The sequence below is a fragment of the Segatella sinensis genome (genome assembly GCF_040095255.1).
GTDB classification, from domain to species: Bacteria; Bacteroidota; Bacteroidia; order Bacteroidales; family Bacteroidaceae; genus Prevotella; species Prevotella sinensis.
The window spans coordinates 38,143-57,937 of sequence record NZ_JBBNGE010000002.1 but is presented as its reverse complement, the minus strand read 5'-3'; the positions used below and the strand labels follow the sequence as shown (position 1 = coordinate 57,937).

The 19,795-nt window shown below is 46.1% G+C and carries 16 protein-coding genes; 7 read left to right on the top strand and 9 right to left on the bottom strand.

All coding sequences use genetic code 11. The annotated features are described in order from the left end of the window. Positions 1 to 16: 16 nt before the first annotated feature. Positions 17 to 1,189, bottom strand: coding sequence for a caspase family protein (locus tag AAAT87_RS00895; protein ID WP_349225365.1), 1,173 nt, complete (start codon positions 1,187 to 1,189; stop codon positions 17 to 19). A 71-nt stretch (positions 1,190 to 1,260) separates the two neighbouring features. Beyond that, on the bottom strand, positions 1,261 to 1,434 hold the full coding sequence (locus tag AAAT87_RS00890; RefSeq protein ID WP_349225364.1) for a hypothetical protein: 174 nt from the start codon (positions 1,432 to 1,434) through the stop codon (positions 1,261 to 1,263). 27 nt (positions 1,435 to 1,461) lie between these two features. On the opposite strand from AAAT87_RS00890, the gene AAAT87_RS00885 reads away from it, so the two are divergent. Beyond that, complete coding sequence (locus tag AAAT87_RS00885) at positions 1,462 to 2,004, top strand: hypothetical protein (protein WP_349225363.1); 543 nt, start codon at positions 1,462 to 1,464, stop codon at positions 2,002 to 2,004. Between the two features lie 196 nt (positions 2,005 to 2,200). Here the strand turns inward: AAAT87_RS00885 and polA are convergent, their stop codons facing one another. Beyond that, the gene (gene polA, locus AAAT87_RS00880) at positions 2,201 to 4,963 is read right to left on the bottom strand and encodes a DNA polymerase I (protein WP_349225362.1); all 2,763 of its coding nucleotides are present in this window, start codon (positions 4,961 to 4,963) and stop codon (positions 2,201 to 2,203) included. Between the two features lie 86 nt (positions 4,964 to 5,049). On the opposite strand from polA, the gene AAAT87_RS00875 reads away from it, so the two are divergent. Continuing rightward, on the top strand, positions 5,050 to 6,027 hold the full coding sequence (locus AAAT87_RS00875) for a polyprenyl synthetase family protein (RefSeq protein ID WP_349225361.1): 978 nt from the start codon (positions 5,050 to 5,052) through the stop codon (positions 6,025 to 6,027). A gap of 173 nt (positions 6,028 to 6,200) precedes the next feature. On the opposite strand, the gene deoC is transcribed toward AAAT87_RS00875, so the two are convergent. The 6 genes from deoC to mnmG form a co-directional block, all read right to left on the bottom strand. Further along, positions 6,201 to 7,139 (bottom strand): deoxyribose-phosphate aldolase, encoded by a 939-nt coding sequence (gene deoC / locus AAAT87_RS00870; protein WP_295023896.1) that lies wholly within the window; start codon positions 7,137 to 7,139, stop codon positions 6,201 to 6,203. 110 nt (positions 7,140 to 7,249) lie between these two features. Then, positions 7,250 to 7,600 carry a nucleotide pyrophosphohydrolase gene (locus AAAT87_RS00865; RefSeq protein ID WP_349225360.1) on the bottom strand — a complete coding sequence of 117 codons (351 nt, stop codon included), beginning with the start codon at positions 7,598 to 7,600 and terminating at the stop codon, positions 7,250 to 7,252. 4 nt (positions 7,601 to 7,604) lie between these two features. Continuing rightward, positions 7,605 to 8,057, bottom strand: a complete 453-nt coding sequence (dtd, locus tag AAAT87_RS00860) for a D-aminoacyl-tRNA deacylase (protein ID WP_295023898.1) — start codon at positions 8,055 to 8,057, stop codon at positions 7,605 to 7,607. A gap of 122 nt (positions 8,058 to 8,179) precedes the next feature. Beyond that, on the bottom strand, positions 8,180 to 10,027 hold the full coding sequence (uvrC, locus tag AAAT87_RS00855) for an excinuclease ABC subunit UvrC (RefSeq protein ID WP_349225359.1): 1,848 nt from the start codon (positions 10,025 to 10,027) through the stop codon (positions 8,180 to 8,182). A gap of 114 nt (positions 10,028 to 10,141) precedes the next feature. After that, entirely contained in the window at positions 10,142 to 10,672 is a 531-nt protein-coding gene (locus tag AAAT87_RS00850) for an adenine phosphoribosyltransferase (protein WP_349225358.1), read from the bottom strand. Between the two features lie 273 nt (positions 10,673 to 10,945). Beyond that, entirely contained in the window at positions 10,946 to 12,817 is a 1,872-nt protein-coding gene (gene mnmG, locus AAAT87_RS00845) for a tRNA uridine-5-carboxymethylaminomethyl(34) synthesis enzyme MnmG (protein WP_349225357.1), read from the bottom strand. Positions 12,818 to 13,053: 236 nt separating this feature from the next. On the opposite strand from mnmG, the gene AAAT87_RS00840 reads away from it, so the two are divergent. The 5 genes from AAAT87_RS00840 to AAAT87_RS00820 all read left to right on the top strand — a co-directional run bounded on the left by AAAT87_RS00840 (position 13,054) and on the right by AAAT87_RS00820 (position 19,772). Next, positions 13,054 to 13,737: a succinate dehydrogenase/fumarate reductase cytochrome b subunit gene (locus tag AAAT87_RS00840; RefSeq protein ID WP_117587139.1), complete on the top strand. Its 684-nt coding sequence runs from the start codon at positions 13,054 to 13,056 to the stop codon at positions 13,735 to 13,737. A 32-nt stretch (positions 13,738 to 13,769) separates the two neighbouring features. Next, positions 13,770 to 15,752, top strand: a complete 1,983-nt coding sequence (locus AAAT87_RS00835; protein ID WP_089543081.1) for a fumarate reductase/succinate dehydrogenase flavoprotein subunit — start codon at positions 13,770 to 13,772, stop codon at positions 15,750 to 15,752. 15 nt (positions 15,753 to 15,767) lie between these two features. Next, positions 15,768 to 16,526, top strand: coding sequence for a succinate dehydrogenase/fumarate reductase iron-sulfur subunit (locus tag AAAT87_RS00830; protein WP_089543082.1), 759 nt, complete (start codon positions 15,768 to 15,770; stop codon positions 16,524 to 16,526). A 534-nt stretch (positions 16,527 to 17,060) separates the two neighbouring features. Continuing rightward, positions 17,061 to 18,419, top strand: a complete 1,359-nt coding sequence (locus AAAT87_RS00825) for a THUMP-like domain-containing protein (RefSeq protein WP_349225356.1) — start codon at positions 17,061 to 17,063, stop codon at positions 18,417 to 18,419. A 201-nt stretch (positions 18,420 to 18,620) separates the two neighbouring features. Further along, positions 18,621 to 19,772, top strand: a complete 1,152-nt coding sequence (locus AAAT87_RS00820) for an N-acetyltransferase (protein ID WP_295025460.1) — start codon at positions 18,621 to 18,623, stop codon at positions 19,770 to 19,772. Positions 19,773 to 19,795: the final 23 nt, after the last annotated feature.

Below are 19,795 nucleotides of genomic sequence, written 5' to 3'. Positions count from 1 at the left end.
ACGTGGATCTTCCTGCTTAGCCTTCAGCGCTACGCCACGGGCAGAACAGCATACCTTCCTCGCGCTTCGAGCCGCTGAAGCAGGCATCCAGGAACACCACAATCTCCTTTGCCTTGGTAGAACCCAACTCGGCATAGAGCTTGTTCAGAGAGTAGCAACCCTCAGTCTGGGTGCCGTCGGCATCGGTAGGAAGCAGGTAGGCATCCTTCGTAGATTCGTTAGGAATACCATGACCGGCATAGTAGAATACGATGTTGATGTCGCCGTTGAATGCGCTGGCGATATTCTTGATATCGCGCATGGCGCGGAGCATCGTACCGTATGAGGCATCAGCATAGTAACGCACGTTTTCTGCTGGCATGCCCAGTGTCTTCTCGCAATACTTGGAGAAGGCAAGACCATCGTTCAGAGCCAGTGGTACGCCTGCTACATTACTGTAGTTCTGGTTGGCGATGACCACGGCAAAGGTCTTGGTGTTGCTGGTTGGATTCTCTGGGATATTCTCATCCACATCCGATGTTCCCAGCTTCACGTTCTGCTGCTGTACCGTCTGCTTGTTGGCATTCTCGTTGGATGCCAGCATATTGGCGGTGATAGGGTCGAAGTGTACCTCTACGTTGGTGGCGGTATAGTTAAGCGCTGCTGCGTTGTCGTACTGATACTGCTTGCCCGAAGGGGTGATGATGGTGAGCTTGGCGAGTGCCAGGTGATCCTTGTCGATGAAGTACTGTGGATCCTTAAACTGCATACCGTTCCAGTTGGAAGCGAAGATGCGTGCCTCGTTGTTGGCTCTTGGCACCGGTACGATCATCTCGCCGAGAACAGGCGATGTTACCAGGAATACCTCGTGGTCGGCATCGTATGGTTTCAGTTCCAGATGACGCAGGTTTACTCTTGATTCGTACTTGCTGATGTATTCCTGCTGCGCAAGTCGCTGCATCTCGGCAATCTTGGCATCTCGGTTCTTCTCGGTCATACGGGCGCGATACTCATCCAGTGTCTCGTAGCTGTCCTTCTTCTGCCATTTGTCGATGCGGTTTTCGATGAATGGAATGGCAAAGGCAGAGTAAGCTGGGATTCCCTTCTCCTCTGCAGCACTCTGGTCGTTGCTTAGTGTCTGTGTCTGAGGTGTAGCGGCAGCGATGGTTGGATTTACCTCGCCATTGAACTCGATGAGCTGAGGAATCACGTTCGACTCGATCTTACCGCCTCCGAGCGAAGCCAGCTTGTTGTTGATGATATTGAAGTTCTCCTTATCACCTACTTGTATGCGATGGCGAGTGCCTGGGTGTATTTCAGCGAAAGTGGGTCGCTGCTGATGATGTTCTTGATGTGACCTATCGAATAGGTGAAGTAATCCTTATATACGCTTTCCAGGTCCTTGATGTGAGGATCGTTTTCCTTGAGTTCCAGCGCCTGGTTATAGTTTTGCATACCTATGTTATAGTTGTTGATAGCCAGGTGTTTCAATACATCAAGAGCCTTTGGATGAGCTACTTGCAGTTTCTTGTAGATATCGAGCGCCTGCTCGAAATGATGGCCTTCCTCATAGAGCTTACCCTGGATGTTGAGAAGGGTCTCATCGTCTGGGCGGAGGGCAAGACCCTTGCCTACGAACTTCTGGAGATTGGCATTATCCTTGTGGTCGATGCACAGATTTACTGCCGACGAAATGATGTCATAGTCGGTAGGATAGTTATCAGATGCCTGTTCGAGAGTGATGACGGCAAGCTGATATTTATTGGATTTTGCGCAAGCCTTTATGAGGTTGACGAATACCGATTTACGGTACTTCTCGTCACCCGAACGGAGATAAGCTTGCAGGTATGGAATAGCTTCTTCATACTGGCGGCGGCTTACCAGATTGGCTGCCGCAAAGTAAGATGTTTCATAAGCTTTGATTTTTTTATATTATCATTTCTTTTTCTATGCAAAGGTAGGAAAAAAAAGCCAATATCTGTTGGTTCATTTTGGTTCAATTCTCCTTGTATTACCTATACTTGATAGATTTCTGCTACAAATATACAAAAAAATAATAAAAGAATCTCATAAATCTATAAAAAAAGCCGCAAATGGCTCGTTTTTTACCATTTGCAGCTTTTTTTTGTTTATTTGAACGCTAGGAAAGGCTTCTTCTTGTTGCTCTTTGAAGTCTTTCTTCTTTCTTTTGAAGTCTTTTCCTAAAGAGCTGATGCTCTTTTTAATGTGCTTCCAGCCAGTTCTTTCCCCAGCCGGCATCAGCAATCAAAGGAACCTTGAGCTTATAGGCATTCTCCATTTCCTCTATTACGATTTTCTCAACCTTCTCTTTTTCCTCTGGATAGACAGAGAAGTTGAGTTCATCGTGTACCTGGATGATCATCTTACTCATGATGCCCTCTGCCTTGAATCGGTTGAAGATCTTCACCATGGCCACCTTGATGATGTCGGCTTCTGATCCCTGGATAGGGGCATTGATGGCATTGCGCTCTGCGAAGCCTCTTACTGTGCCATTCTTGCTGTTGATATCTGGCAGATAGCGACGACGGTGGAAGAGGGTTTCGGCATAGCCTTTCTCCCTTGCTATCTTTTTCGACTTCTCCATATAGGCATGTACGCCCGGGAAGGTGCGGAAGTAATCTTCTATGATTTGCTTCGCCTCTCGGTTCTCGATGTTCATGCGTTGGGCAAGACCGAAGGTGGTGATGCCGTAGATGATACCGAAGTTGGCCGTCTTTGCTTTCTTGCGCTGGGCATCGGTTACGTCCTTGATGTCTTCATGCCAGATCTTGGCTGCAGTAGCTGCGTGGATGTCTGATCCTTCCAGGAATGCTTCTACCATATTAGGATCCTCACTCAGGTGTGCCATGATGCGGAGCTCTATCTGGGAGTAATCTGCTGAAAAGAACAGACATCCAGGCTCTGGGATAAAACATCTTCTAATCTCCTTGCCGTCGTCATCGCGCACAGGGATATTCTGCAGGTTCGGATCGCTGGATGACAGGCGACCCGTAGCGGTGATGGTTTGGTTGAAAGAAGCATGAATATGACCTGTACGAGGATTGATGAGCTTAGGGAGGGCATCTACGTAGGTTCCCAACAGTTTCTTTAATCCTCTGTAGTTCAGAATCTCATCGATGATTGGACTCTTGCTGCGCAATTGCTGCAATACTTCCTCGCTCGTTACATATTGTCCGGTCTTCGTCTTCTTGGGCTTTTCCACAATCTTCATCTTGCCGAAGAGAATCTCGCCTACCTGACGTGGAGAACCGATATTGAATGACTCGCCTGCCAACTTATAAATATGATGTTCTATCTCATTGAGTCGGTTGGTTAAATTATTAGACGTTTCCTTCAATGTATCTGTGTCGATACATACGCCATTCATCTCCATGTGGGCAAGAACAGGCACCAACGGCATCTCTACATTCCAGAATAAGTCCTCGCACTCTATCTCCTTGAGCTTTGGTTCGAGTACATTCTTCAGGCGCAGGGTGATGTCGGCATCTTCTGCTGCATACTCGTAAACTTCTGCCGCAGACAGGTCGCGCATCGATTTCTGGTTCTTTCCCTTAGGACCTATTAACTCTTCTATGTGAACCGTCTGGTATTTGAGGTATACCTCGGCGAGGTAATCCATATTGTGATAAAGCTCCGGCTGGATGAGATAATGAGCAATCATCGTATCGAACATCTTTCCCTGTATCTCCACTCCGTAATTCATCAGCACTTCGTAATCGTACTTGATGTTTTGTCCCACTTTCAGGATTTCCGGATTCTCGTAGAGCGGTTTGAAGATGTTTACGAATTTTAAGGCTTCTTCACGTTCCGCTGGAATTGCTACGTAGAAAGCCTCTTTCTCCTTTACAGCAAAGCTCAATCCCACCAATTCTGCATCTATTGTAGAGGTGGAAGTGGTCTCGGTATCTAAACTGAGAATTGATGATGTAATCAAATAGTCATAAAGTTTCTGCGCATCTTCTTCTGTTTCAATGAGTTTGTATGTATGAGCAACCGTTTTAATGGTTTCAAAACTCGTATTTTCCTCTTCTTCTTGACCATCGTCTTGCTGTGCGCCAAAGAGATCAAGCTCTCCTGTAGCCTTTGTTTGCACTTTTTGAGGTTTTTTAAGAACGCGCTTGGCGAACGACTTAAACTCCAGATCGGTGAAGATTTCATCCAGCTTGGCATTGTCTGGTTCTTCCAGTTTTAGATCTTCCATCTTGAGTTCTACCGGAACATCGGTTCTGATGGTTGCCAGGAACTTCGAAATCTTGATGTCCTCTATGGCACCCTCCACTTTCTCGCGGAGCTTGCCTTTCACCTCGGCGCTATTTTCTATCAATCCCTCTACGCTTCCAAACTGGTTGATGAGTTTGATAGCAGTCTTCTCTCCAATACCCGGGCATCCAGGGAAGTTGTCGGCAGAGTCACCCATCAATGCCAGAAGATCGATAACCTGGAGTGGGGAAGAGATGCTGTATTTCTCTTCAATCTCGGCAACGCCCAACTTTTCGTAACCACCGCCATGTCGGGGGCGGAACATGAATACGTTGTCTCTTACCAGCTGGGCATAATCCTTATCTGGTGTGAGCATATAGGTTTCTATACCCATCTCGCCTGCCTTCAAGGCAACGGTACCAATGATATCATCCGCCTCGAAACCATCCACCTGAAGAATAGGAATGTGATAAGCCTCCAGGATATTCTTGATGATAGGTACCGAGAGCTTGATGTCTTCCGGTGTCTCTTCTCGCTGTGCTTTATACGCAGGAAAAGCCTCATGGCGGAAGGTTTTGCCATGGTCGAAAGCTACCGCAATATGGGTTGGCTTCTCCTTGGTGAGTATCTCGTTGAGGGTATTGCAGAAGCCCATTACACACGAAGTATTAAGTCCCTTCGAATTGATTCGAGGGGCTTTCATAAAGGCATAATACGACCTATAAATGAGCGCATATGCGTCTAAAAGGAACAATTTATCCATAATATTCATTTTTATGGTGTAAAATTACTAAAAAAATGCGATATTTCAAGAATAAATGCGTAATTTTGTATCAAATTTTAGAATTAATGGACTATTTATCACTTATTAAGCAGCCTATTGAGGCAGAATTGGCTGATTTTGTTGATTTGTTCAACAAATCTTTGATGCATAGCGATGGCCTTCTTTCCCAGGTGCTCGACCATATCCGTCAGCGCGCTGGTAAACGAATGCGCCCTATGCTCATCCTGTTGATGGCGCGAAATTTCGGCAAGGTTTCAGAGGTTACCCAGCATTCGGCAGTCGGTTTGGAGTTGCTCCATACCGCCTCTCTTGTGCATGATGATGTGGTAGATGAAAGCGGCGAGCGTCGTGGTCAGGCAAGTGTGAATGCTACTTATAACAATAAGGTAGCCGTGCTTGTTGGTGACTATATTCTTTCTACCGCTTTGCTTAATGTTTCCTATTCACACTCCGAGGAAATCGTACGCAATCTGGCCGAATTGGGTCGTATCTTGTCGAATGGTGAGATACTTCAGCTCAACAGTATTAGTAATGATGAAATCTCAGAAGAGATATATTATCAGGTAATCAAACAGAAAACAGCTGCTCTCTTTGAGGCTTGTGCAGGTATTGGCGCAATGTCAACCCATGCTTCTGCCATAGAGATAGAAGAGGCTAGGCGATTCGGTCAGAATCTGGGTATTATCTTCCAGATTCGTGATGACATCTTTGATTATTACGACTCCAAGGAGATAGGTAAACCTACCGGAAATGATATGATCGAGGGTAAGCTTACGCTTCCTGTAATCTATGCCTTGAAATCTACTGGCGACGAGGAGATGCTGAAGCTTGCACGAAAGGTGAAGGCTCGTACTGTATCGCGAGAAGAGATTGCTCAGCTTGTTGCATTTACCAAGGAAAACGGAGGTATTGAATACGCTGATAAGCGTATGTGGGATTTCCATGCCGAGGCGATGACTTTCCTTGATACTTATGTGGAGGATAAGAGCATCTATAATGCGCTGAAGGCTTATTTGGATTTTGTGATTGAACGAAAGGCGTAATGCCGTTTTATTATGCAATTTTGATTTTAAAATACTTTATATACATTAAAGATAAGGGCTGGTTCTCTCGTTGAGAATCAGCCCTTTATCTTTTATCTATTACTGTATTTCTTGCTTCTTGTATCGTGTTTTACCTATCACCTTTATAAAGTTTTGGCTTGTTCAATCTCCTTTTAGAAGTACTTGATTTCCTTTCCTATAAGCTCGCTCAAGAGAAGGTTGGTAAGACGTGAGGTTCCAAGGCGCAACCACTCGTTGGTAAGCCACTTTTCACCCAAAACTTCTTTCACGATGGTGTAGTAAACCACTGCGTCGTGAACGGTGTTGATGCCGCCAGCTGGCTTGAAACCAATCTGGATGCCAGTCTTCTCATAATATGCCTTGATTGCCTGGCACATCACGTAAGCTGCCTCAGGGGTAGCTGAAATCTTCTCCTTACCTGTAGAAGTCTTGATGTAATCAGAACCAGAGTACATGGCAAGAATAGAAGCCTTCATAATATTGCTGCAGTTCTTCAAATCGCCTGTTTCCAGGATGCACTTCATCTTGTGCTCACCGCAGGTTGCCTTCAGTTCCTGAATGTCATCGCAGAGACCTTCGTAATCCTCGCTGAAGAATTTGCCAACTGGCATAACGATATCTACCTCTGTAGCACCATCCTTGATAGCCATGGCTGTTTCGGCAATCTTTACCTCGATAAATGTCTGAGAAGATGGGAAATTACCGCTTACAACTGCGATTTCTACGCCATCTACCTCCAGACTCTGACTGATAAGTCCTGCGAAGTTAGGGTAGGTGCATACGGTTGCTACGTGAGGAAGTTCAGGATAATCCTTGGCAAATTGATTTACTTTCTCAATCATTGCCAGGATGCTTTCTTCTGTATCTTCTGTATGAAGAGATGTAAGTTCGATGCTGCCAAAGAGGAATTTCTTCACCTCCATGGTCTCGTTTTCCGCTACCTTCTCGTCAAGAATCTTCTTTACTTCTGCTGCTACTTCTTCGTCGTTGAGGTCGCAGTTATACTGTTTCAAGACAGATAAATACTTATCGTCTGACTCGCTGTATTGTCCTTGCTGCTGTGCAAGAACCTGTTCTTTAATGCTGCTCATACTTAATGTTACTTGTTTAATTATTAAAGTTGAGTTATCTATATTATTCTTTATATTTCGGTTTTACTCCTTCGCTTTCGGAGGTGCTTCTTCCTTCAATTTCGGGTTGTTTACTCCTTCAATTTTGAATCATTATGATCCTTCAATTTCGGGTTATTCTTATGTCTTTCCGAATCCCTTTGGGTCTTCTTGTCGATGCTTTTCTGGAGCTCTTCTGTAAGATCGATACCCGTTTGGTTAGCCAGACAGATGAGAACCCAGAGAACGTCTGCCATTTCCTCTCCTAGATTAGGCTTTTCGCCTTTCTTGAAGCTCTGGTCGCCGTATGTTCGGGCGATGACACGAGCCAGTTCTCCTACTTCTTCCGTAAGACAAGCCATATTGGTAAGTTCGCTGAAATAGCGAACGCCATATTCCTTGATCCACTTATCTACTACTTCCTGTGCTTCTTTTATTGTCATATTCTTATTCCTTATTATGAGTATCCATCATGATGGTAACCGGACCGTCATTCAGCAATTCTACCTTCATATCGGCACCAAATTCGCCTGTTCCAACTGGCTTTCCGAGAGCATCGGATAGCTTCTTGCAGAACTCTTCATAGAGTGGGACACTGATTTCGTGCTTGGCTGCTCTGAGCCAGCTAGGGCGATTGCCCTTCTTGTAGCTGGCGAATAGGGTGAACTGGCTAATCACCAGAATCTCGCCGTTTACATCCATGATAGAGCGGTTCATTACGTGATTTTCGTCGTCGAAAACACGAAGGCCTATGATCTTTCTAACCAACCAATCTACATCTTCTGATGTGTCGCTTTCCTCAATGCCGAGAAGGATAAGATAGCCTTGTTTGATGGCTGATTTTACTTCTCCTTCGATGGTAACAGAGGCATGGCCGACACGCTGTATTACTATTCTCATATTACTACTTTGAACTTTGAATGTTGAACATTGAACTTTATGAATAGCATTTTGTGGAATCCTGGGTTCTGTTCAATCTTTATTATTATTATTATTTAGTTTCAACTGCAAATATACGACTTTTATTTCATATTCTCGCTCTTTTCTGTGAAATATTTCGCAAGAATTTCGGCTTTATGAGGGCCTAATACCTCGGTAAGCTGTTCCAGCGATGCTTCCTTTATCTTTTTCACGCTCTTAAACTTGCTCAGGAGCGCTTCTTTTGCCTTAGGACCGATGCCCTTGATGTCGTCTAACTCAGAATGGAGAGCGTGCTTGCTTCGCTTGTCGCGATGGAAGGTGATGGCGTATCTATGTACCTCGTCCTGTATCTGCGTCAATACCTTGAAAAGCTCGCTTTCCGGTGGTAGAGCGATGGTTTGTGGCGGGAAACCGTAGAGAAGTTCATTGGTGCGATGGCGGTCGTCCTTGGCAAGACCAGCGATAGGGATTTCCTGGTGCAGTTCATCTTCTATCACCTCTCTTACCACCTCCATCTGCCCCTTGCCACCATCGGTGATGATGAGGTCTGGCAGGGGAGTTTCTTCCTCTATCATGCGACTGTATCTGCGTCTTACCACCTCCTGCATCGAAGCATAATCATCTGGTCCTTCCACCGTCTTGATGTTGTATTTACGGTAGTCTTTTCGGGATGGTTTCATACCTTTATATACAATACATCCAGCCACGGCATCCGTACCCGATATATTGGAATTATCGAAGCATTCTATCTGGTAAGGCATCTTTGGAAGCTTCAGTTTCGATTGCAATTCCTTCATCAATCGGGTTTGCTTCTGTTCAGGATTGAGCTTTTCTGCCTGCTTCAAGCGGTCGAATTTATATTGCTTGCAGTTCATTTCCGAGAGCTCCAGAAGGTGCTTTTTGTCGCCCCTCTGAGGCACGAAGAAGGTGGCATCTTTCAGCTTCCATTCCATCTCTAAAGGTACGATGATCTCCTTCGAAGTGGAGTGGAAACGCTCTCTGATTTCCGGTATGGCGGTAATCAGAAGTTCCTCGTCGCTCTCCTCCAGCTTGCGCTTATACTCGTAGGTAAAGCTCTGGTTGATGGTGCCGTTTTTCACGTGAATATAGTTGATGAAGGCGTTCTTCATGGCGTCATCATTCACGATCGTGAAGACATCCACATCGGTAATCGTATGGCTTACCACCTCGCTTTTTGCCTCAAAATCATCCAGCAACTGGTATTTCTTCTTGTATTCTTCGGCTATTTCAAAGCGGAGAAGTTCGGCATTTTTCATCATCAGATTATAGAGATATTTGCTTACTTCCCGGGTGTTTCCCTTCAGAATTTCACGCGCCTGGCGCATGTTTTCCTGATATTCCTCGTAGCTCTGTTTGTTGATGCAGGGTGCTCCGCAGTTATGAATATGGTACTCTAGGCAGGGCTTATATTTGCCTTCCGCCACGCCTTCTTTAGTGATAGGAAACCTGCAAGTACGGGGTTTATATAGCTTCTTGATGACCTCCAGAACGGCATACATACTGCCCAAATGAGGGTAAGGACCGAAGAAAGTTCCCACCTTTTTATTGATATGGCGCGTCTTGAAAATGCGGGGAAAATACTCGTTTGTAACGCATATAGAGGGGTAGGTTTTGCCGTCTTTCAGCAAAACATTATACCTTGGATTATACTTTTTAATAAGGCTGTTTTCCAGCAAAAGTGCATCTTCTTCGGTGTTCACAACGGTGTATGAAATGTCGAAAATCTTAGAAACAAGTACCTTTGTCTTGTATCTATCTACCTCTTTATGGAAGTAGGAAGATACTCTTCTCTTCAGATTTTTCGCCTTTCCTACATATATAATCGTGTGATTCTCGTCGTAATATTGATAGCTTCCCGGTTTCTCCGGCATGCTTAAAACGATGCTTTTTAACCGCGCTAATCTTTCCTCATTTTCTTGTTTCGTCATACCTTTATGGGGTTAAAATAGGGTGAAAGAGCGTTGCTGTTTCACGTGAAACGGCAACGCCCGTATGCTTTATAGCTGCAGAATTATATGCATTAATCAAGCATTTTTCATGCTTTACAACTGCAATAACGTAGATACTTCTACATCCTCATCGAAGTTCTTTCTGCCTTCGAAATTCTCGTTTACGAGTTCGATGATAAAGTTTGCATACACCTTCTTTGGGTGGAATTTCTTCACCAGATTGCAGGCTGCCTTCATGGTTCCGCCGGTGGCGAGAAGGTCGTCGTGAAGGAGGATTATGTCGTTCTCGTTGATGGCATCTTCGTGGATTTCGATGGTGTCTATACCGTATTCTTTCGCATAGCTTTCCTGTACGGTTTTGCATGGAAGCTTACCTGGCTTTCGGCATAAAACTACGCCTGCGCCGAGACGGATTGCGAGGGCAGAAGACATCACGAAACCACGTGATTCGATGCCTACAATCTTGGTAATACCTTTGTCTTTGTAGATCTCGTACATCTCATCGCAGATCTCTTTAAGAGACTCTGGATTCTTAAACAGGGTACTAACATCGCGGAAGTTTACCCCCTTGATTGGCCAATCTGGAATGCAACGCAGATTGTCTAATAATAGCTGATTGTTCATTGTCTTTTATACTATAAATTAATACTATGTTTTTTATTATTTCTTCGAGTTTTGGCAGCTTTTATCGGCTGTGTTTCACGGAAACACTGAAGTTTTGCTTTAACCACAATTTACTTGATGCAAAAGGCTCTAAGCTCTTTGGTATCAAATGCTTTATGCAAGAGTGGTTTCACGTGAAACATTGCTGAGAATCCCTTGTTTTGCAGGTTTTTCTTGCTGAAACCGCCAATTCTTCTGCTTGTCTTCCTGGTAAGACGAGCAATGCATCTTTGCTTATCTTCCCAGTAGGACGAGCAGTACATTGATGTCGCTTGGAGATACACCTGGAATTCGGCTTGCCTGAGCCAACGTGTGAGGGTCGATGCGCTCGAGCTTTTGTCGTCCTTCTGTTGAGATTTCGAGAATCTCAGAGTAGTTGAAGCGTCCCTTGATTCTGATGTTCTCCAGACGGTGCATCTTGTCGGCGATGAGTCGCTCGCGCTCGATGTATCCTTTGTACTTCATCTTGATTTCTGCCGCCTCGGCAATCTCTTCTTTCCGGTTGCCTGGTGCTTCCATCGCTGCCTTCAGGTCGGGGATGATTTCCGACAGGTTCTGAAGGTTGAGATGCGGACGAGCCACGAGGTCGATGAGCTTGCAGCCGGCGCGGAGTGGAGTAGTGCCGAGTGCTTCGAGCTTCGGATTGATCTCGTCTTTCTTGATAGGATAGTTGGCACAGAAGTCGATGATTCTTTCGATGGCATCTTTCTTCTCCATCCACCAGTCGTAACGGTCGCGCTTGGCGATGCCGAGCTCGTATGCTTTTTCCGTGAGTCGGGCATCGGCGTCGTCCTGACGGAGCAGGATGCGGTACTCAGCTCTTGAGGTGAACATGCGGTATGGTTCATCTACACCCTTTGTGGTGAGGTCATCGATGAGTACGCCGATGTAACTCTCGTCTCGCTTCATCTCGAACGTCTTGTCGCCCACACAATGAAGCGCAGCGTTGATTCCGGCAACCGTGCCCTGACCTCCTGCTTCTTCGTAACCGGTGGTTCCGTTCACCTGTCCGGCAAAGAAAAGTCCCTTGATGATTTTCGACTCCAGCGAATGCTTCAGCTGGGTTGGGTCGAAGTAATCGTACTCGATGGCGTAACCTGGTCGGTAGATCTTTGCATCTCGCAATGCCGGGATTTCGTGGAGTGCATCCAGCTGGATGTCCATCGGCATACTGGATGAGAATCCGTTCAGGTACATTTCATTGGTATCTTCACCTTCTGGTTCCAGGAAGAGCGGGTGCTGTTCCTTGTCGGGGAAGGTGACAAGCTTGGTTTCGATGCTCGGACAGTAACGGGGACCTGTGCTTTGGATTTGGCCATTATATAAAGGTGAGTCATCCAATCCGCTTTTCAGAATTTCGTGTACCTTGCTGTTTGTATAGCATGTCCAGCAAGGAAGCTGTTTCAGAACTCTGTGGTTGCCCATGTACGAGAACTGATGGAAATCGATGTCGCCCGGTTGCTCCTCCATATCTTCGAAGTGAACGCTTCGCTTGTCGATGCGGACAGGAGTTCCTGTTTTCATTCTTGCCGATGTGATTCCCCATCGGGTGATGCTTTCCGTGAAATGATGAACGGCAGGTTCTGCACATCTTCCACCTTCCACCATCTTTCTTCCCACATGCATCAGTCCGTTGAGGAAAGTGCCGGCAGTAATGATGATGCTCTTGGCATAGAACTTGGCACCCCAGATGGTGCGCACGCCGATAGCCTCTCCGTTTGCTACGAGCAGTTCGTCGGCCTGGTCTTGCCAGATATCGAGGTTGTCGGTATGGTCGAGGATGGTTCTCCATTCCCAGATGAACTTGCCACGGTCGCATTGAGCACGAGGACTCCATACGGCAGGTCCCTTTCCCATATTAAGCATACGGAACTGGATAGCCGTCTTGTCGGTGACGATACCCATCTGTCCGCCCAGTGCATCAATCTCTCGCACAATCTGTCCCTTGGCAATACCGCCTATGGCAGGATTGCAACTCATCTGACCAATCTTGTTCATGTCCATCGTTATCAAGCAGGTGTTGGCGCCCATGTTTGCCGAGGCAGCTGCTGCCTCGCATCCGGCGTGCCCTCCACCGATAACGAGTACGTCATAATTGAAGTTCATAATCTCTGTTTCTAATCTATATTTTATCTAATTTTCGGCAAAAGTAAGAAATTTAATTGAAATTTTAGCAAAAATACTTTGATAAATCATTAAAATATAGTAATTTTGCAGCAGACTTGCGAAAATATACCTATAAATGAGGATTGCAGAATGCCTTGAAAATGGTATTGCAAGTACGAGATGAAGGAAATAATAAATTAGTTTCAAACAGTTAAATAATTAAAATTCAATCATTTATGTGGTTAATCAATTCATCTATTGGTAGAAAGGTAGTGATGTCAGTAACTGGTATCGCACTTATTCTATTCTTGACATTCCACGGTTGTATGAATGTGGTTGCGCTTTTCTCTGGAGAAGCTTACAACACAATCTGCGAGTTGTTGGGTGCTAACTGGTACGCCGTAGTTGCAACATTAGGTTTGGCAGCTTTGGCAGTTTGTCACATCGTTTACGCTTTCATCCTGACAGCACAGAACCGTCGTGCTCGCGGTAACCAGCGTTACGAGGTAACCGCAAAGCCAGAGAAGGTAGAGTGGGCTAGCCAGAACATGTTGGTGCTCGGTATCATCATCGTTCTCGGTTTGTTGCTTCACCTCTTCAATTTCTGGTACAACATGATGTTTGCTGAACTTTTGGGTACAAGCTTCGGCCACTGCCCATCAGATGGCTTCGCATTCATTCAGGACACCTTCGCTAACCCAGTGTTCGTAGTTCTCTACATCATCTGGTTGGTAGCTCTTTGGTTCCACCTCACTCACGGTTTCTGGAGTGCTATTCAGACTCTCGGTTGGAGCGGTAAGACTTGGTTCTGCCGTTGGAAGATGATTGGTATGATTTACTCTACCATCCTGCTTCTCCTCTTCATCGTAGTTGTATTGGCATTCGCTTTCGGTTGCGCTCCATCTTTGTGCTGCGCATAATTCGTGTAATCATTTAAGTATTAAAAAAGATTATGGCAAAAACATTAAATTCTAGAATACCTGAAGGACCAGTTGCTGAGAAATGGACCAACTATAAGGCTCACCAGCGTTTGGTTAACCCAAAGAATAAGTTAAAGCTCGACGTTATCGTCGTAGGTACAGGTTTGGCAGGTGCTTCTGCTGCTGCTTCTCTCGGCGAGATGGGCTTCAACATCTTGAACTTCTGCATCCAGGACTCTCCACGTCGTGCTCACTCTATCGCAGCACAGGGTGGTATCAATGCAGCTAAGAATTATCAGAATGATGGTGACTCTGTTTACCGTCTGTTCTACGATACAGTAAAGGGTGGTGACTACCGTGCTCGTGAGGCTAACGTTTACCGTTTGGCTGAGGTGAGCAACGACATCATCGACCAGTGCGTAGCTCAGGGCGTTCCTTTCGCTCGTGAGTACGGTGGTATGCTGGCTAACCGTTCTTTCGGTGGTGCTCAGGTATCTCGTACATTCTATGCTAAGGGTCAGACAGGTCAGCAGCTCCTCCTCGGTGCTTACTCTTCTTTGAGCCGCATGGTTGAGGCAGGTAAGGTTAAGCTCTTCACCCGTTACGAGATGGAGGATATTGTTATCGTTGATGGTCACGCTCGTGGTATCATCGCCAAGAATCTGATCACAGGTAAGTTGGAGCGTTTCTCTGCCAACGCCGTAGTTATCGCTACCGGTGGTTATGGTAACGCTTACTTCCTTTCTACAAACGCTATGGGTTGTAACTGTACAGCAGCTATCCAGTGCTACCGCAAGGGTGCTGACTTCGCTAACCCATCTTACGTTCAGATTCACCCTACATGTATCCCTGTTCACGGTACAAACCAGAGTAAGTTGACTTTGATGTCAGAGTCACTCCGTAACGATGGTCGTATCTGGGTTCCTAAGAAGATTGAGGATGCCAAGGCATTGCAGGCTGGTACAAAGAAGGGTTCTGATATTCCTGAGGAAGACCGCGACTACTACTTGGAGCGCCGTTACCCAGCATTCGGTAACCTGGTTCCTCGTGACGTGGCTTCTCGTGCAGCTAAGGAGCGTTGCGACAAGGGCTTCGGTGTCAACAACACAGGTCTTGCCGTATTCCTCGACTTCTCTGAGTCTATCAACCGTCTCGGTATTGACGTTATCCTGCAGCGTTATGGCAACCTCTTCGATATGTATGAGGAGATTACCGACGTTAACCCAGGTGAGTTGGCTAACGAGATTAACGGCGTGAAGTACTACAACCCAATGATGATCTTCCCTGCTATCCACTATACAATGGGTGGTATCTGGGTTGACTACGAGTTGATGACCACTATCCCAGGTCTCTTCGCTATTGGTGAGTGTAACTTCTCTGACCACGGTGCTAACCGTCTTGGTGCATCTGCTTTGATGCAGGGTTTGGCTGACGGTTACTTCGTATTGCCATACACCATCCAGAACTACTTGGCCGACCAGGCATTGTGGCCTAAGCTCTCTACCGATCTCCCAGAGTTCGCAGAGGCAGAGGCAGGTGTTCAGAAGGAAATCGACCGCCTGATGGGTATCCAGGGCAAGCGCTCTGTAGATTCTATCCACAAGGAGTTGGGTCACATCCTTTGGGAGCACGTAGGTATGGGTCGTACCAAGGAAGGTCTTGAGGAAGGCTTGAAGAAGATGAAGGCTCTCCGCGAGGAATTCAACAAGAACCTCTTCATCCCTGGCAAGAAGGAAGGCTTGAACGTAGAGTTGGATAAGGCTATCCACTTGCGTGACTTCATCTTGATGGGCGAGTTGATCGCTTACGACGCATTGCACCGCAACGAGAGCTGTGGTGGTCACTTCCGTGAGGAGTACCAGACAGAGGAAGGCGAGGCTAAGCGTGATGACGAGAACTTCTTCTACGTAGGTTGCTGGGAGTATCAGGGCAACGATACAACTGCTCCAGTGCTCAACAAGGAACCTCTCGAGTATGAGGCAATTAAGGTACAGACAAGAAATTACAAGAATTAAAAAGCGAACAAGACAATGGCAAGAAATATAAGTTTCACAGTTAAGTATTGGAAGCAGGACGGTCCTACAGCACAGGGTCACTTCGATACACACGAGATGAAGAACATCCCAGATGATACTTCATTCCTCGAGATGCTCGACATCTTGAACGAGGAGCTCATCGAGTCAGGTCAGGAGCCTTTCGTCTTCGACCACGACTGCCGCGAGGGTATCTGCGGTATGTGCTCTCTCTATATTAATGGTACACCTCATGGTAAGACTGAGCGTGGTGCTACAACATGTCAGCTCTACATGCGTCGTTTCAACGATGGTGACGTTATCACCGTTGAGCCTTGGCGTTCTGCTGGTTTCCCTATCATCAAGGACTGTATGGTTGACCGTTCAGCATTCGACAAGATCATCCAGGCAGGTGGTTACACCAGCATCCGTACAGGTCAGGCTCAGGATGCCAACGCTATCCTGATTCCTAAGGAGAATGCAGACGAGGCAATGGATTGCGCTACATGTATCGGTTGCGGTGCTTGTGTTGCAGCATGTAAGAATGGTTCTGCCATGCTCTTCGTCAGCTCAAAGGTAAGCCAGTTGGCACTTCTCCCACAGGGTCGTGTAGAGGCTGCTACCCGTGCTAAGAAGATGATTGCACGCATGGATGAGCTCGGATTCGGTAACTGTACAAACACTCGTGCTTGCGAGGCTGTTTGTCCTAAGAACGAGTCTATCGCTAACATCGCCCGCTTGAACCGTGAGTTCTTGAAGGCTAAGTTGGCTGACTAATCCACCGTTTCTCTTGAGACACAGGAATTTTCTCTCTGCATCTTTACGGATGCGAGAGAATTTTCTCAAAAACCCTTCACTCTTCACCTTTTGAGTGTAAGCGGCTGAAGGATAGGTAATTGGGTGGGTGAAGAGTAGAAGTGACTCTTCACCCACCCTTCACCTTTTTATAGGGATAGGTGAAGAGTGGTGAAGAGTGGTGAAGGGTCAGCGCCACTCTTCACCTCTCGAATCCCCTGTGTTTATCGGGGTTTCAGGCTAAATGGTGAAGAGTGAAGAGTGAAAACGAGAGTAGGCTTTTTACGACGGAAGCATCCTGAAGGTTTAGGAGTGCATTATTTGGCAATAAGGCTACATCCCGTTTTGAATGAAGCTTCTTTCCATTTATTGCTTCCCTATGGCATCTTTTTGCCCTTTAGGAGGGCAATTTATTGCCATAGTTAGGCAATAATCCTTATGTCGTGATAGAGCTGCAGAATCCAGTAACTAGTAATAAATAAAGTATTATTCTATAAAGATATAAAAAGAGCATAAATGATGAACCAAGCTACTCAAGACTTTATTCGCCAGTACCAGGATGATGACGTCCGCCAGCTGGCTTTTCTCGGAAGCAAGTATCCGGAAGTAGATATGCCTTTCGCTCTCGATCAGATTCGCGGGCGAAAGATGGCTCGTGTCAAGTTGCCTCGTTGGGCAAGTCTCGAAGGCATCATCTATCCTCCTCATATTTCTATGGAGCAATGCTCCTCTGAATCTACAGCGCTTTACAAGGCAGAACTGGCTGCGAGGTTGCTCGGCTTGCCGGCTTCTTCATCTGGAACCGAGATGAAGGCTGAAAATGAAATAGAGTTTGTTGACCTGACAGGTGGATTTGGAGTAGATTTCTCTTATATCGCAGCCCGATTGGGAGTGAAGTCGATGTATGTGGAGCGTCAGGCTCATCTCTGCGAGGCGGCAAAGGAGAACTTCGGGCGCTTGGGATTGAAGAACGCCATCGTGAAGAATGGGGATGGAATAGAAGTGCTTCATTCTTTTCATCCAAAGAAAAAAGATGCAGCATCAGATGATGATTCTTTAGGCATCACTTATGACCAACCTCGGTCATTACTTAAGACCAACCTTGGTCTTAAGATAATCTTCATAGATCCCGCCCGTAGAGACGATGCAGGCAACAAGGTGGTATCCTTGAAGGATTGCACCCCCGATGTTACCGTTTTGCAGGAAGAGATGTTTTTGAAGGCTGATTACGTTATCATCAAACTCTCTCCGATGCTCGACTGGCATCGCGCCATAAGCGAATTAAGCCACGTAAGAGAGGTTCATATCATCTCCGTGAACAATGAGTGCAAGGAGCTTCTTTTAGTGCTGTCAGCACGAAATATGGGCGAAATGGAGGCTTCATCGGCAGATGGAGAAGTAAAACATGCCGGGAATCTCCGCATTTATTGTATCAACGATGCGCAATCCTTCGTTTGCGATGAGTTGGATATGGAGTCTTCTCAGGTGAAGATAGCCCCATCCACCCTTGAAGAGATGCTGTATCTCTACGAGCCGAATGCCTCGTTGATGAAAGCCGGCTGTTTTGGCGTTCTTTCCGGGCGCTATGATGCAAGGATGCTTTCCAAGAACAGCCATCTCTTCGTGAGCCGTGAGCCTATCGCCGTTTTCCCGGGCAGAAGTTTCCGCATCATCGCCGTATCCTCCTTTAATAAAAAGGAGTTGAAGCGTCATCTGTCAGGAATCACTAAGGCGAACATCGCTACCCGCAATTTCCCCCTTTCCGTGGCAGAATTGCGCAAGCGATTGAAGTTGAAGGATGGTGGTGAAACCTATATCTTCGCCACCACACTGAGCGACGAAAGCCATGTGCTGATGATAACGGAGAAAAAATAAGCTGATTTCCTGAAAAATCAAGTTCTAATCCTATAAGATGATTCCGCCAAAACCATCACTAATCGGGTGATATAAGCCACTTTGTGGCTCGTAATCATTCTTGAACCCCTAAAAAACTGAAAATAAAGATAGCAATATTTGGTCGTTTGGCGAAATATTGCTATTTTTGCATCCTATAATATTGCAAACTAGTTTGAAATCATGTCATTAATAGAAATTAAAAAGGTCGAAAGCAAGAAGGATTTGAAGACGTTCATCGACTTCCACTACGACCTCTACGAAGGCAACGAATACGATGTGCCTAATCTTTTCAGCGACGAAATGAATACCCTGAGCAAGGATAAGAACGCTGCGTTCGAGTTCTGCGAGGCAGAGTATTATCTTGCCTATAAGGATGGAAAGCTGGCAGGTCGCGTTGCTGCTATCATCAACCATAAGGCAAACAATAAGTGGGGAAAGAAATCCGTCCGATTCGGATGGATTGACTTCATTGACGACCGTGAGGTTTCGAAGGCTCTCTTGGATGCTGTGGAAAAGTATGGTAAAGAGAAAGGTATGGAGGATATGGTAGGTCCGCTTGGATTTACCGATATGGACCCTGAGGGAATGCTTACCTGGGGTTTCGATCAGCTGGGTACTATGCCTACCATCTACAATTACCCTTATTATCCGGAGCACATAGAGGCCCTGGAGGGTTTTGAGGTAGATAACAAGTATGTGGAGTTCAAGATCATGGTACCTGATACCATACCGGAGAAGTACGCCAAGATAGCGATGATGATTGAGAAGCGCTATAATCTGCATGTGCGCAAGCTTACTAAGAAGGAAGTCTTCCAAGGCGGAATGGGACAGAAGATCTTCGATCTCATCAACGATACCTACAAGGATCTCTATGGATATTCTGAACTCTCACAGAAGCAGATAGATCAGCTTATCAAGTCGTATCTCAGTTTTCTCGACTTCAACCTCATCACCTGTATCGAGGATTGGACGGGTGGAGAGCATAAGCTCATCGGTGTGGGAATCACCATGCCGTCATTGGCTCATGCCCTTCAGAAGTGTCACCGTGGCCGCCTCTTCCCATTCGGCTGGTATCATGTGTTGAGAGCCATCAAACAGCACAAGACCAACATCGTTGACCTCCTCCTCATCGGTATTCTTCCTGAATATCGTGCCAAGGGAGCGAATGCACTTCTCTTTGCCGATCTGATACCTTGGTACCAGAAGTATGGTATTGAGTGGGGAGAGACCCAGGTTGAGCTGGAAACCAATGCCGGTGTGCAGGGACAGTGGGGAGCTTTGGAACCTGTGATGCACAAGCGCAGAAAATGCTACAAGAAGATTATTAAATAAGGAATTAAGTGAGTTAAGGAGTT

What these genes read in the sequence shown, in the direction of transcription:
- dtd (WP_295023898.1), bottom strand. Translation starts at nt 8,057, where the DNA reads ATGAGAATAGTAATACAGCGTGTCGGCCATGCCTCTGTTACCATCGAA.
- AAAT87_RS00840 (WP_117587139.1), top strand. Translation starts at nt 13,054, where the DNA reads ATGTGGTTAATCAATTCATCTATTGGTAGAAAGGTAGTGATGTCAGTA.
- AAAT87_RS00835 (WP_089543081.1), top strand. Translation starts at nt 13,770, where the DNA reads ATGGCAAAAACATTAAATTCTAGAATACCTGAAGGACCAGTTGCTGAG.
- AAAT87_RS00850 (WP_349225358.1), bottom strand. Translation starts at nt 10,672, where the DNA reads ATGAACAATCAGCTATTATTAGACAATCTGCGTTGCATTCCAGATTGG.
- AAAT87_RS00865 (WP_349225360.1), bottom strand. Translation starts at nt 7,600, where the DNA reads ATGACAATAAAAGAAGCACAGGAAGTAGTAGATAAGTGGATCAAGGAA.
- AAAT87_RS00825 (WP_349225356.1), top strand. Translation starts at nt 17,061, where the DNA reads ATGATGAACCAAGCTACTCAAGACTTTATTCGCCAGTACCAGGATGAT.
- AAAT87_RS00875 (WP_349225361.1), top strand. Translation starts at nt 5,050, where the DNA reads ATGGACTATTTATCACTTATTAAGCAGCCTATTGAGGCAGAATTGGCT.
- polA (WP_349225362.1), bottom strand. Translation starts at nt 4,963, where the DNA reads ATGGATAAATTGTTCCTTTTAGACGCATATGCGCTCATTTATAGGTCG.
- AAAT87_RS00820 (WP_295025460.1), top strand. Translation starts at nt 18,621, where the DNA reads ATGTCATTAATAGAAATTAAAAAGGTCGAAAGCAAGAAGGATTTGAAG.
- deoC (WP_295023896.1), bottom strand. Translation starts at nt 7,139, where the DNA reads ATGAGCAGCATTAAAGAACAGGTTCTTGCACAGCAGCAAGGACAATAC.
- AAAT87_RS00890 (WP_349225364.1), bottom strand. Translation starts at nt 1,434, where the DNA reads ATGCAAAACTATAACCAGGCGCTGGAACTCAAGGAAAACGATCCTCAC.
- uvrC (WP_349225359.1), bottom strand. Translation starts at nt 10,027, where the DNA reads ATGACGAAACAAGAAAATGAGGAAAGATTAGCGCGGTTAAAAAGCATC.
- mnmG (WP_349225357.1), bottom strand. Translation starts at nt 12,817, where the DNA reads ATGAACTTCAATTATGACGTACTCGTTATCGGTGGAGGGCACGCCGGA.
- AAAT87_RS00830 (WP_089543082.1), top strand. Translation starts at nt 15,768, where the DNA reads ATGGCAAGAAATATAAGTTTCACAGTTAAGTATTGGAAGCAGGACGGT.